The sequence below is a fragment of the Dysgonomonas sp. 216 genome (genome assembly GCF_010501065.1).
GTDB lineage: Bacteria > Bacteroidota > Bacteroidia > Bacteroidales > Dysgonomonadaceae > QVMM01.
Genome location: NZ_QVMM01000001.1, coordinates 112,278 through 126,569 on the forward strand (window position 1 = coordinate 112,278; position 14,292 = coordinate 126,569).

11 protein-coding genes are annotated in these 14,292 nt (G+C 39.3%); 10 read left to right on the plus strand and 1 reads right to left on the minus strand.

The window, feature by feature from the left end:
* Nucleotides 1-467 precede the first annotated feature (467 nt).
* From D0T53_RS00525 to D0T53_RS00540, 4 genes are all read left to right on the plus strand, one after another.
* On the plus strand, nucleotides 468-1,853 hold the full coding sequence (locus D0T53_RS00525) for a hypothetical protein (RefSeq protein WP_255489365.1): 1,386 nt from the start codon (nucleotides 468-470) through the stop codon (nucleotides 1,851-1,853).
* A gap of 111 nt (nucleotides 1,854-1,964) precedes the next feature.
* Nucleotides 1,965-3,488 carry an OmpP1/FadL family transporter gene (locus tag D0T53_RS00530; protein ID WP_163263986.1) on the plus strand — a complete coding sequence of 508 codons (1,524 nt, stop codon included), beginning with the start codon at nucleotides 1,965-1,967 and terminating at the stop codon, nucleotides 3,486-3,488.
* Nucleotides 3,489-3,598: 110 nt separating this feature from the next.
* Entirely contained in the window at nucleotides 3,599-4,417 is an 819-nt protein-coding gene (gene panB, locus D0T53_RS00535; protein ID WP_163263988.1) for a 3-methyl-2-oxobutanoate hydroxymethyltransferase, read from the plus strand.
* A gap of 361 nt (nucleotides 4,418-4,778) precedes the next feature.
* Nucleotides 4,779-6,836 carry a DNA topoisomerase 3 gene (locus D0T53_RS00540; RefSeq protein WP_163263990.1) on the plus strand — a complete coding sequence of 686 codons (2,058 nt, stop codon included), beginning with the start codon at nucleotides 4,779-4,781 and terminating at the stop codon, nucleotides 6,834-6,836.
* Nucleotides 6,837-6,943: 107 nt separating this feature from the next.
* On the opposite strand, the gene D0T53_RS00545 is transcribed toward D0T53_RS00540, so the two are convergent.
* Nucleotides 6,944-7,225, minus strand: coding sequence for a GNAT family N-acetyltransferase (locus D0T53_RS00545; RefSeq protein ID WP_163263992.1), 282 nt, complete (start codon nucleotides 7,223-7,225; stop codon nucleotides 6,944-6,946).
* Nucleotides 7,226-7,419: 194 nt separating this feature from the next.
* Between D0T53_RS00545 and trmB the strand changes: the two genes are divergently transcribed.
* From trmB to asnS, 6 genes are all read left to right on the plus strand, one after another.
* Nucleotides 7,420-8,199 carry a tRNA (guanosine(46)-N7)-methyltransferase TrmB gene (gene trmB / locus D0T53_RS00550; protein WP_163263994.1) on the plus strand — a complete coding sequence of 260 codons (780 nt, stop codon included), beginning with the start codon at nucleotides 7,420-7,422 and terminating at the stop codon, nucleotides 8,197-8,199.
* Between the two features lie 17 nt (nucleotides 8,200-8,216).
* A complete protein-coding gene (locus tag D0T53_RS00555; RefSeq protein ID WP_185152959.1) occupies nucleotides 8,217-9,326 on the plus strand; it encodes an Mrp/NBP35 family ATP-binding protein in 1,110 nt (369 codons plus the stop codon).
* Nucleotides 9,326-9,925, plus strand: coding sequence for a ribonuclease HII (locus D0T53_RS00560; RefSeq protein ID WP_163263997.1), 600 nt, complete (start codon nucleotides 9,326-9,328; stop codon nucleotides 9,923-9,925). The genes D0T53_RS00555 and D0T53_RS00560 overlap by 1 nt, the downstream gene beginning before the upstream one ends.
* Before the next feature lie 149 nt (nucleotides 9,926-10,074).
* The gene (purB, locus tag D0T53_RS00565; RefSeq protein WP_163263999.1) at nucleotides 10,075-11,418 is read left to right on the plus strand and encodes an adenylosuccinate lyase; all 1,344 of its coding nucleotides are present in this window, start codon (nucleotides 10,075-10,077) and stop codon (nucleotides 11,416-11,418) included.
* 113 nt (nucleotides 11,419-11,531) lie between these two features.
* The gene (locus tag D0T53_RS00570) at nucleotides 11,532-12,746 is read left to right on the plus strand and encodes a pseudouridine synthase (RefSeq protein WP_163264001.1); all 1,215 of its coding nucleotides are present in this window, start codon (nucleotides 11,532-11,534) and stop codon (nucleotides 12,744-12,746) included.
* A gap of 78 nt (nucleotides 12,747-12,824) precedes the next feature.
* Complete coding sequence (gene asnS / locus D0T53_RS00575; protein ID WP_163264003.1) at nucleotides 12,825-14,222, plus strand: asparagine--tRNA ligase; 1,398 nt, start codon at nucleotides 12,825-12,827, stop codon at nucleotides 14,220-14,222.
* Nucleotides 14,223-14,292 lie beyond the last annotated feature (70 nt).

The following is a 14,292-nucleotide window of genomic DNA, read 5'->3' on the forward strand; positions in this document are numbered from 1 at the left end:
AAAACACTCCTTTGGCTCGGGAGATTAAAATAAACCCAACCGCATCTGCAACAAAAACATGTTTCAAATGCGACGAGCAATCTTTATTGCACAACAGATATTTAATCTATAAGTCTCTCAACCTCCTCTCATTTTTCGGACTGCAAAATTAGCATTTATTTTATTGCATCCCAATATTTTCTTTAATATTTTTCATCTCCCGCACATCAAGGCAAGTAACTAACCACCAAAGCAGCAACAAAATGCAAACTATATTTATTTTTTTTAACCAAAGATCAAGCAACATTGCACCTTTTTTCGAGTCATATAATACAAAGATTGCATTTAATTTGTATTTTTGTAAAAGAGGGCAATTGCTGTGTAACAAAAATCAAATAGCAATTAAACCTTTTCGAAAAAAAGCAATCTAATAGATAAAAGATCGATTGCGATTAATTATAAACTAAAGCAAAAAGGAGATTTAAACAATGAAAACAACAAAACTTATCATATTGGCAGTTTTGTTTCCTCTAATGGGAATGACCCAAGAATACTGGGATGACATTTATGGAGGTTCTCCTAAGAAAGAGAAAAAACAAACCCAATCAACATCAACCAATTCAACTGTAACATCAGTACCATCGGCACAAAGAGTCATGGTAGTTAAAGATAATGGTGAAATTTATATGGAAACAGAAGGAAATGTTAATATAAACATTGACGACTACAACCGTAGAAATGATAATACCGAATTGTATTACACTGAAACCGACACTTTATATACAGACGAATTCGGAGATTACCAGTACACCGACAGAATTATAAAATTCCACAAACCAGCTAATAGTATTACTATATCAAGTGATAACGACATCAACATATATGTCAACAATCGCACCTACGACGATTATTATTCTCATCGGGGATGGAGACTTGGCTTATGGGGTATGGGATATTATTCATGGTACGACCGTTGGTACGACCGTTGGTACGACCCATGGTATCACAACTATTACTCTTGGTACGATCCTTGGCATTACTCATGGTACGGCCCACATTACGGATGGGGATGGGGTTGGGGATGGAATTACCCATACTATCATAACGATTGGCACTATCACGGACACCATCATTGGGGCAATAGTGGCTGGCATGGCGGAGGCGGCTGGTACGGCAATAGCAGACCAAGAAATTACGCAGGACGAGGCAGTTCGGTATCATCAAGCGGACGGGGCAGTTCATACGCAGGACGCAACAACTCCGGAACATATTCTACAGGCAGAGGAACGTCCAGCGGTAGAGGAACAAGTGGTACTTATTCTTCAGGCAGAGGAACATCCAACGGTAGAGGCACAAGCGGCACTTATTCGACAGGCAGAGGAACATCCAGCAGCAGAGGGGAGGCTGTAAACCCAAGATCGTCTACAAATTCAGGAAGAAATAACAGTTCAACTGTAAATAGCGGTCGAACTACAAGACCATCTTATAACTCAGGAACATCATCTTCATCAGGAAGAGGTAATAACTCGAGTGTGACAACAAGGCCATCTTCTACAAATTCAAGAGGCAGCAGTTCTTCCGTAACAACAAGGCCATCTTCCAGTTCGGGCAGAGGTAGCGCAACTGTTACAACACGCCCTTCATCTTCCGGAAATTACAGTAGAGGTTCTGTTTCAGGTTCGAGTTCGCGTAACAGCAATAGCTCATACGGAAATAGTTCTTCAAGCAGATCAAACAGTAGCAGTGGCTCTTACAGTAGCGGGTCGTCAAGCAGATCGAGCAGCAGTGGTTCTTATAGCAGCGGATCGTCTGGCAGATCATCCTCCGGCGGAAGCAGCAGTGGACGCGGCAGTAGCGGCGGACGTGGCAGATAAAAAAAAGGCCAAAATATAAATTAATAAAGAGCTGTTTTATAAAGCATAAGACAGCTCTTTAAGAAAAGACTCATAAGTAAAAAGAGTGTGAAATCTAAAAATACAAACGTCATGAAACGAATTTTTCTCAGCGTATTTGCCTCGTTATTAGCAGGAGCTCCCATTTTTGCACAGGGAGAAATCGATGCCTTGCGATATTCGCGCAACGACCTGACAGGAACAGCTCGTTCCGTAGCCATGGGTGGAGCTTTTGGGGCATTAGGCGGCGACATATCTGCAATAAGCATAAACCCCGCAGGTATTGGTGTTTACAAATCGTCCGAAGTAGTTGGTACATTAAACTTTACCAACAGAGAATCTAAAACTAACTTTGGCCCTGGCAATCTCAGCACAAGCAAATTTAAAGTTAGCTTTGATAATTTAGGTATCGTGGGGGCATTCCCCGTCAACAACGATGATATTCCTTTCATCAACTTCGGTTTTTCGTATAACAAGCTTAAAAGCTACGAAACAAAATACCAAATGAGAGGCCGCAATAAACCTATCTCTATGACAGATTATATGGCCGAACGTGGAAATTATTCGGAAGGAGATGTTGCTAACAACTCTAATTTCAACGATGGCGATTGGCTGGGCACATTAGGATATGAAGAAAAACTTACAGCAATAGGTGCCGACAATTGGCTAGGATCGGCACTACGCGAAGACGAAAAAATTAATAGCGATTTATACGTAAAAGAACGTGGCGAAATAAGCTCTTACGACTTTAATGCGGGAACAACTTTTATGAACATCTTAAGTGTAGGTGCCAGCCTCTCTGTTACAGATTTGAAATATCGTTTATTTTCGAGCTACCAAGAAGATTTTGAACATGGCGGAGGTTTTGACCTTATGAATAACCTAAAAACAGACGGTACGGGAATACAACTAAAAGCAGGTGTTATTTTCAAACCGATAGAAGAAATACGTGTGGGTGTTTCTTATCATTCTCCTACTTGGTATAACTTCACAGACTACTATTTTGCAGATTTAGAATCGTCGAAAGCTTCAAAAACAATATTAACACCTGAAGGACGCACCGAATATGACTTTAAAACACCCGATAAATGGACATTAAGCTTGGCCGGAATAATTGCAAACCGCGCAATATTAAGCTTCGATTACGAGCTTACAAATTACAAGGATAATATGAATTACCGGGATGCTAAACGCGATTATTTTTTAGAAAGCTCAAACAATGCTATAAAACAAGACTTTAAAAATGCATCGGCAGTAAGAGTTGGAGCCGAAGTACGTATCACACCTCAATTCTCCGGACGTATAGGGTATGCATGGACACAAAGTGCATTTGACGACAATCTGAAAGATAACATTCAACCGGCTATAATTTCGGGTACAATACCTCACTATATGGTAGAAGGAGACATAAATCACCTCACTTGGGGATTAGGATACCGTTTCACCCCTAATTTTTATGTAGATGTTGCGTTTGTTGTTAAAAACCAAAAGAACGATTTATACATGTTCCCTAAATTCTACGAGCCCAACACAGACAATTTACTAGTGGCCTCTCAGTCCGGAACTTACAAGCTAAACGAATTTAGCGGGCTGCTTACCTTTGGGTTCAAATTCTAATTATTCATAAATATTAAACAATATCAGAGCCGTTTTATCTCGCCCGAGGTAAGACGGTTCTTCATTTTTATGTAACTTTGCCCCCGAAAACTTATATAAAACGAAATATCATGTCAACTTATACCGAAGACAACCGCAAAGTAACAACCTTGCGTTTTTCAGAGATGAAACAAAAAGGCGAAAAAATTTCGATGCTTACATCGTACGATTTCACAATGGCAAGCATTGCCGATCAAGCCGGTTTAGATGCTGTACTTATAGGAGATTCGGCATCCAACGTTATGGTTGGAAACTCGACTACCCTTCCGATGACACTCGACCAGATGATTTTCATGGGACGCTCTGTTGTTAATGGCGTTAAACGAGCAATGGTTGTTATCGATATGCCTTTTGGTTCTTGTTCGGGCAATCCCGAAAAATCGCTGGAAGCGGCAATCCGCATGATGAAAGAAACCGGAGCCGATGCCCTTAAAATAGAAGGTGGAGAAGAAATAATAGAAGACATTCGTAAAATAGTAAATGCCGGCATTCCTGTTATGGGACATTTGGGATTAATGCCTCAATCGATAAATAAATACGGCTCATACGCAATCAGAGCTAAAGACGACAAAGAATCTAAAAAACTATTATCGGATATCCGCCTGTTAGAAGAAGCCGGATGCTTTAGTGTTGTTTTAGAAAAAATACCGGCAAAACTTGCCGAAGAGGCAACCAAGTCTACAACAATGGCAACCATAGGTATTGGAGCCGGCCCCGCAACCGACGGACAAGTATTGGTTATACACGACATGCTGGGTATGAACAAAGGTTTCTCTCCTAAATTTCTACGCAAATACGCCGATTTACATACAGTTATGACCGACGCCATACAAACGTATGTAAAAGACGTAAAATCGAACGATTTTCCTAACGAAAAAGAAAGCTATTAACAACTTGGTTTTATCTATAAAGGGAGAGATAACATCTGTCCCTTTATAAGAACAATAAAGCAATAATAAAAAATATTATTTTTTGTCAGATGTGTCAGGTTTTGAAAAAATAGCACTCTGTATTATATTTCAGCAAGGCAAAATTCTACATTAATAGAATTAACGACATAAAACATTGTCTCAAATTTTGTTGTTTTATATAAAACTACAGATTGCCAGCCAAAGCTAAAATATGGATTAACTAAAAGAATGCAATAATCTGTCAGGTGTGTCAGGTTTTTCCAAAATCATTCATTACAGTACATCAGGAAGAATATGCAATTATAGTCAGATAGAATAACTCAAAAAAAAGATTGAATTAATGAAAGTTTGCATAGCCGAAAAGCCAAGTGTTGCTCGCGAAATTGCCAATATTTTGGGTGCTAAAACCCGGAAGGATGGGTATTTCGAAGGTAACGGCTATCAGGTAACATGGACTTTCGGACATTTTTGTACCCTAAAAGAACCTCACGAATATTACACCGAATGGAAACAATGGTCGTTGGCTTATTTACCAATGATACCTCCTCGTTTTGGCATAAAATTAATAGACGACAGTGGCGTTGCAAAACAATTTGCAGTGATAGAAGAGTTGATATCGAAAGCCGAAGAAGTCATAAATTGCGGTGATGCGGGTCAAGAAGGAGAACTAATTCAACGTTGGGTTATGCAAAAGGCTGCATGTAACGTTCCGGTAAAACGGCTATGGATATCTTCACTTACCGAAGATGCGATAAGAGAAGGATTTGAAAAACTCAGGGAGCAAGACGAGTTCAACAGCCTGTACGAAGCCGGGCTGGCTCGTGCTATTGGAGATTGGTTATTAGGAATGAATGCGACGCGCCTTTATACTATAAAATATGGGCAAAACAAATCGGTGTTATCCATCGGGCGAGTACAAACCCCAACTCTGGCGTTAATAGTAAACCGACAGCTCGAAATAGAAAACTTCAAGCCCGAACCATACTGGGAGCTAAAAACAACTTATCGCGATGTAATCTTTTCTGTAACAAAAGGTAAATTCACCACACAGGAAGAAGGTTTGGAATTTCTTGAAAAAATCAAAGAATCGAACTTTGAAATTACCGACATAACTACTAAAAAAGGAGAAGAAGCTCCTCCTCGCCTATTCGACCTGACAGCACTACAGGTTGAATGTAACAAGAAATTCGGTTTTTCGGCAGAAGACACATTAAAGCTTATTCAAACACTATACGAAAAAAAGCTAACTACCTACCCTCGTGTAGACACCACTTATCTTAGCGACGACATTTATCCCAAAGTGCCCAACACTTTAAGGGGACTAGCCGGATACGAAAATCTTGTAACTCCTATACTGGCAAGCAAAATAAAAAAATCGAAAAAAGTATTTGACAACAGTAAGGTTACAGATCACCACGCCATAATCCCTACGGGCGTAAGAGCCAATAATCTGGCAGGAAACGAAAGGCTTGTATACGATCTTATTGCACGCCGATTTATAGCTGTATTTTATCCGAACTGCATATTTTCGACAACCACAGTATTGGGCGAAGCAAACAAAGTTGAATTTAAAGCAACAGGAAAACAGATATTAGATGCCGGATGGCGTGTTGTTTTCGAGAAGCAAACCAACCAACAGGAAGAAAAAGAAGAGAACGATAAGGAAAATATACTACCCGAATTTGTAAAAGGAGAACAAGGTCCTCACGAACCATCTTTAGCCGAAAAATGGACTCAACCACCTAAACTATATACAGAAGCTACTCTGCTGAGAGCAATGGAAACAGCAGGAAAACTGGTAGATAACGACGAACTTCGGGATGCGCTAAAAGAAAACGGCATAGGCAGGCCATCGACCCGTGCCGCTATTATCGAAACGTTGTTTAAACGCAACTATATACGGAAAGAGCGAAAAAACCTGACAGCAACCATTACCGGAATACAATTGATTACTACAATTCAGGAAGAGCTTCTCAAATCGGCTGAATTAACAGGATTGTGGGAAAAAAAACTGCGCCAGATAGAAAAAAAAGAATACGAGCCCAAGCTGTTTATAAACGAGCTCAAAGAAATGGTTTCGACAGTAGTTCACAATGTTAAAAACGACTGGAATTACAAGGCTATAACCATAGAAGACAAGGAAGCCCCGAAAGCTGAAAAGAAAGAAACCAAAAAGAAAGAGAAGAGCGAAAAAAAGCCATCCTCTCCTCGTAAAAAGAAAGAGAAGAAACTTATATGCCCCGTTTGTAAAACAGGTAACATCATAAAAGGGAAAACAGCCTACGGTTGTTCCAATTGGAAAACAGGATGCCAGTTTCGCCTGACTTTCGAACAGGCAGGAGGAGACAACCTTTCGGACGAAGCCTTATACGAGGTTCTGAAAAATTACAACGCATAAAGAATTCAGTTCAAAAAAAAGAAAAAGAATATTACAGCCGTATACGGCAGTAAAGTTCTTCTTCCTTCTTCTAAAAATAAAATAAGTTTAAACCTAAAACAAAAGATTTAACTAGCGATGAGATGATTATATTCGGGATGTCGCTTAACATAAGCTTTTGTATATGAACATAATGGCCGCACCTTTACCGACCGCTTTTGTGCATATTCAAATACCGCTTTTGTAAGTGCAGCGGCAATTCCACGCCCCTCCAATTCCCTTGGAACCCGCGTGTGTGTCACCAAAATCTCACCATTCTCGTCTTGCGTGTAATTCACAATTGAAACCTCGTTGTTAATGATAGCTTCAAATCTACTTTTAACTTCGTTGTGTTCTACTAAATAATTCATAATGTGTGAATCAATTAAATTGATTATTCTTAAACCTAAACAAAACAACAATAACTTTGTTCGAACTTTTTTAGAAACCTAACATTTAAAAGGTATAATTCACACCATACTCAGCTTTTAAAGTTTAATGGTGTTAAGATATGAAATATAAATGAGTTTCTCACTATATTTGTAGCCTAATAATTATTAAAAAGATGGGAAAAAACAAATTGATGAAGTTTGCAAGCATGGAGCAATACCCTCATGTATTCCAATATCCATTTTCGGCACTACAAGAAAAAGGATTTGAAATGAAGGGACGTTGGAACGAGCTCTTCTTCAAAAACAATAATCCTATAGTTCTCGAATTAGGATGCGGAAAAGGAGAATATACTGTAGGGCTGGCTCGCTTATATCCTGATAAAAACTTTATAGGAATAGACATAAAAGGAGCCCGAATGTTTACAGGTGCAACCCAATCGTTAAACGAAGGATTAAGAAATGTCGCCTTTTTACGAACCCATATCGAACTGATTTCCCATTTTTTTGCAGCCGGCGAGGTTGATGAAATATGGATAACGTTCCCCGATCCTCAAATGACACGCGTTAACAAACGTATGACATCAACACGTTTCATGAAATTATATGCCAATCTGTTAAAACCTCAAGGTATAATCCATCTCAAGTCGGATAGCAACTTTATGTTTATCTATACAATGGCAATGGTTAAAGAAAACAACCTGCCCATTTTATTCGAAACAGACGATCTTTACCACTCTGGATATATTGATGACATCCTTAAAATACAAACGTTTTACGAACAACAATGGTTAGCGCGAGGTTTGAATATAAAATACATAAAATTCGGGTTCGAGAACAAAAAGGAGTGGATAGAACCTGATATAGAAATTGAACAGGATTCTTATCGTAGCTACGGGCGGGAAAACTTCCAGACACTGGATAAAAAAAGAGCCGAAATGAATAAAAAACAATAAAACGAAGAATAGAAATGATAAAATTATATCCTAATTTAATTCTTGATGCATTACGCAACGTTCGCTACCCGGGAACAGGCAAAGACATTGTAGAAATGGGTATTGTATCGGACGACATTCGAATTGACGGAATGAAAGTTTCATTTTCGATGCTATTCGACAAACCCAACGATCCGTTTATAAAATCGGTTGTAAAAGCTGCCGAAACAGCTATATTAACATACGTAAGCCCTGACGTTCTGATAAAAGATAACATTGAAATATTAACAAAAGAACAAGTTAAGGCTGAACCTCCGCGCATGCTGCCCGACGTAAAAAATATAATCGCAATTTCGTCAGGAAAAGGAGGTGTAGGAAAAAGCACCGTTGCTGTAAACATCGCCGTTACTTTAGCCCGTAAAGGATATAAAGTAGGTTTACTTGATGCTGATATATTCGGCCCATCATTACCTAAAATGTTTGGGGAGGAAGATGCACGCCCCATGCTGGAAGCAGTTAACGGAAAAGAGCTTATTACACCCGTAAATAAATATGGCGTAAAAATGCTTTCCATCGGTTTTTTCGTCAACAAAGACGACGCAATTGTGTGGCGTGGCGCAATGGCCGGAAATGCTCTTAAACAACTGATCGGAGAAGGAAACTGGGGCGAACTCGATTATTTTCTGATCGATTTTCCGCCGGGAACCAGCGACATTCATCTCACATTAGTACAAACGCTAGGCATAACAGGAGCCGTTGTAGTAAGTACTCCGCAAGACGTAGCTTTAGCCGATGCCAGAAAAGGGATAAACATGTTTACAAACGAAAAGGTTAACATACCTATACTCGGACTTGTTGAAAACATGTCGTGGTTTACACCTGCCGAATTACCTGAAAACAAATATTACATTTTCGGGAAAGACGGAGCAAAAAAGTTAGCCGAAGAAATGAATGTTCCCTTATTGGGACAAATACCCATAGTACAAAGCATTCGCGAAGGAGGCGACGAAGGCAAACCTGTTGCCCTTAACGAAAATTCTATAACGGGTATGGCTTTCGATACATTAGTAGATAATTTCATAACCTCTGTTGATAAACGAAACGCAGAACTTGAACCAACTAAAAAAGTAGACATTAGCAAAAAATAATGCTGGAACTCTCTTTATATCCCGATTTAATTGAGGCCGGATGCGACGAAGCCGGACGGGGCTGTCTTGCCGGACCGGTTTTTGCCGCGGCAGTAATACTCCCTTCCGATTTTATTTGCGAAGCACTAAACGATTCGAAGCAATTGTCGGAAAAAAAGCGATACGAACTCCGCCCTTACATAGAAGAAAAAGCATTAGCTTGGGCTGTTGGCATTGTAACACACGAAGAGATTGACAAAATAAACATTCTGAATGCTTCTTTTTTGGCTATGCACAGGGCTGTAGAAGCTCTGAAAATACGCCCCCAGCATTTACTCATAGACGGTAACAGGTTTAAAAAATTTGAAGATATACCCCATACCTGCATTGTAAAAGGAGACGGGAAACTTCTTCCAATAGCCGCAGCATCTGTGTTAGCTAAAACGTACAGAGACGATTATATGCTGGCAATACATAAAGAATATCCAATGTATGATTGGAACAAAAACAAAGGATACCCAACCCTAAAACATCGAAATGCAATTGCAAAATTCGACATTTGTTCATATCACAGAAAAAGTTTTAATTTGAAAGATAACCAATTAAGCATTGATTTTTAACAAAAAAAGCTAAATTTAGAACCTGTTTTTTATGCTGTTATACGGATTTTACCTTACCTTTGCCATCTGGTTGTTGGTTAAACAAATAGTCCTAACACAAAATAAAAGGAAAATCATAATAATTACACTCATAGAGTTTCTTTATAACTATGAAATTAAATGCCCTGACCGCCGTTTCACCTATAGACGGACGCTACCATAGCAAGACTGCAGTGTTTGCAGAGTATTTTTCAGAATATGCATTAATCAAGTATCGGGTAAAAGTTGAGATTGAATATTTCATCGCTTTATGTGAGTTGCCCTTACCCCAACTTAAAAGCATTGACAGTAAAATATTCCCGGAGTTACAAAACATTGTGACCAACTTCTCGGAAGCCGATGCTCAACACATAAAAGAAATAGAAAGCATTACTAATCACGACGTTAAGGCTGTCGAATACTTTATCAAGGAAAAGTTTGATGCCCTTAACCTTGAGCCATATAAGGAGTTCATCCATTTTGGACTTACATCACAAGATATAAACAACACATCAATTCCTTTATCTATAAAGGATGCGTTAAACGAGCAATATTATCCAATGCTCGAATCTCTTATCTCCAACTTAAGAGATAAAGCCTATGAATGGAAAGATGTTTCTATGTTGGCAAAAACGCATGGACAACCAGCGTCTCCCACACGTTTAGGTAAAGAGATCATGGTGTTTGTCAGCCGATTAGAGAATCAATTAGAGCTATTAAAGCAAGCACCTCATTCAGCTAAATTCGGAGGTGCCACAGGTAACTATAATGCTCATAATATAGCATACCCCGAATACGATTGGAAATCGTTCGGTAATAAATTCGTTAGTGAAAAACTAGGATTGGTTAGAGAAGAATGGACTACTCAAATCTCAAATTACGATAATCTGGCTGCTGTGTTTGATGGGTTGAAACGTATCAATACCATTATGATAGACCTCAATCGCGATTTCTGGCAATACATCTCGATGGAGTACTTTAAACAGAAAATCAAAGAAGGAGAAATTGGGTCGTCGGCTATGCCACACAAAGTAAATCCTATCGACTTTGAAAATGCAGAAGGAAACTTAGGTATAGCAAATGCTATATTAGAACATTTGTCATCGAAGCTTCCCATTTCGCGTTTGCAACGAGATTTGACTGACTCTACAGTATTGAGAAATGTTGGTGTTCCAATGGGACACATAGCTATAGCATTGCAAAGCACATTAAAAGGATTAAGCAAATTGTTACTAAACAAAAAAGCATTAGAGAAAGATCTGGACGACTGTTGGGCTGTTGTGGCCGAAGGCATTCAAACAATCCTTCGCCGCGAAGGTTATCCAAAACCCTACGAAGCTTTAAAGAATCTGACAAGAACAAATGAAGCTATAACAGAAAAATCTATTGCCGATTTTATCGACACACTTGATGTTAACGATGCAGTAAAAGCCGAATTAAAGAAAATTACTCCTCATTCGTATACAGGAGTCTAAACACGACATTAGCCGTGAGGGCTAAATACATATGACTTTGTACTATAATAAACAGTTGGTATTATAGTTATTTAGGTTCAATAATATTAATATTTTAATCGACACAAGAAAAAATGATTACAAACAGAGATGATTTTCGCTCTCAAAGAGGAAGTGAAAGCCGGGATGGTAATTCATCGTCAGGTACAGGAAAAACACAAGATGGAGCAAGAAAAAAACGCCCAAGAGTAGGCGACACACGCATATCCACTGGAAGAGTTGGGTCAAGTAACAACGATTCGAGACGCAGCAGTAACAGTGGCAATTCAGACACCAGAGAATACCGCAGCAACAACAACTCGGGTTACAGAGATGGTAATAGCTCTGGAGGATATAGAGATAATAACGGAGAAAGAAGAAGCAATTCCGGCAATTCATCTTACAACAGACGAGGAAACAGTAACAACCGTCAAGGAGGGGGATATGGAAATAGCAATCGTCAACAGGGGGGAGGCTATAACAATAACCGCCGCCAACCGTCAGTAAACGCAGACGGAACACCTCGTAAAGTGTTCAACAGACAAAAGTCGTTGGTTAAACCTGTTAAGTACAAAGAGAATATTGATCCAAATACGCCTCTTCGTCTAAATAAATATCTGGCAAATGCAGGTGTTTGTTCTCGTCGTGAGGCTGACACATACATTTCATCGGGAGTTGTAAAAGTAAACGGTGTAGTTGTTTCTGAGTTAGGGGCAAAAGTTACACGCGGCGATATCGTTACATTCCACGATCAACCTGTTACATTGGAAAGTAAAATATACGTGCTTCTTAACAAGCCCAAAAATACGGTAACAACTTCCGACGATCCTCAGAACCGTAAAACAGTAATGGATCTGGTAAAGAATGCTTGTTCCGAACGCATTTATCCTGTCGGCAGACTCGACAGAAATACTACCGGGGTTCTATTATTGACAAATGACGGAGATCTGGCTTCGAAACTAATGCACCCCAAATTTAAAAAGAAGAAAATATATCAGGTAAAACTAGACCGCGATGTAGCAATAGAGGATATGCAAACAATTGCCGATGGTGTAGATCTTGATGACGGAGAAATACATGCCGATTCTATCGCCTATGTAGCCGAAGATGTTCTTGACGAGGTTGGTATAGAAATACACTCGGGTCGGAACCGCGTTGTACGCCGTATTTTCGAAAAGCTTGGCTATCAGGTAATGAAACTAGACCGAGTATATTTTGCAGGTCTAACAAAAAAGAACCTGCCCAGAGGAAGATGGAGATATCTTACCGAATCGGAAGTAAACATGCTTCGGATGGGAGCTTACGAGTAAAACTCTAATAGTATAATAGCCAAAGGGTAAGCATCTATAATTACTGATTATTAACTTGTTGATATAATAAAATTTATAATGGAAACAATTCGTAGAACTAAAATTTCAGATTTGCTCCAACGTGAAGATTTTGGAGCCACAATAAGCGTTAAGGGATGGGTAAGAACTCGCCGGGGTAACAAAAATGTAAACTTCATTAATCTTAACGATGGTTCTACTATAAATAATATACAGATAGTTGTGGATCTAGCTTCTTTCAGCGAAGACCATCTGAAAGTCATTACAACAGGTTCATGCATACATGTAATCGGAACTCTAGTCGAATCGCAAGGTCAAGGACAAAAGGGCGAAATTCAGGCCAAAGAAATCGAGATATATGGCACTGCCGACCCTGCAACATATCCTTTACAGAAGAAGGGACATTCGCTTGAATTCTTGCGGGAAATAGCACACTTACGTCCACGGACAAATACTTTCGGAGCAATTTTCCGTATGCGTCACCATATGTCTTTTGCTATTCATAAGTATTTTAACGATAAAGGGTTCTATTATTTACATACACCTATAATCACTGCTTCGGATGCAGAAGGTGCAGGAGCTATGTTTCAGGCTACGACCCTAAATTTAAACAATATACCTCGCACCGAAGAAGGTAAGATCAACTATACAGAGGATTTTTTCGGACGACAAACAAATTTAACTGTATCGGGGCAGTTAGAAGGTGAACTTGGTGCAATGGCATTAGGCGGAGTGTATACTTTTGGGCCTACTTTCCGTGCCGAAAACTCAAACACCCCTCGTCACCTTGCTGAATTCTGGATGATTGAACCGGAGGTTGCATTTTACGACATCCATGATAACATGGATTTGGCTGAAGATTTCCTTAAGTATCTTATCCGATATGCATTAGACAACTGTAAAGACGACATTCAATTCCTTAATGATATGTTCGACAAAGAACTGGTTGAAAGATTGAACTTTGTTGTTGCAAACGATTTTGTTCGTCTGACATACACAGAAGGAGTTAAGATACTGGAAGAAAGTGGAGCCAAATTCGAATTTCCCGTATACTGGGGAGCAGACCTTCAATCGGAACATGAACGCTATTTAGTTGAAAACCATTTTAAACGTCCTGTTATACTGACTGATTATCCAAAAGAAATCAAGTCGTTCTATATGAAACAAAACGAGGATGGAAAAACGGTTCGTGGAATGGATGTGCTATTTCCGAAAATTGGAGAAATCATCGGAGGTTCGGAACGTGAAGCAGATTATGACAAACTTACCAAGCACATGGAAAGTCTGGGCATGGACATAAATACCCTTTGGTGGTATCTCGACACTCGCCGATTCGGAACCGCACCTCATGCCGGCTTCGGGTTAGGATTTGAGCGTCTAATGTTATTTGTTACGGGCATGGCAAACATCAGAGATGTTATACCATTCCCCCGCACACCTAATAATGCTGAATTTTAATATCATTCATCGAAATCATATAATAAAAGGTCACAAATTTTGTGACCTTTTTACTTTATCATAAAGTCAA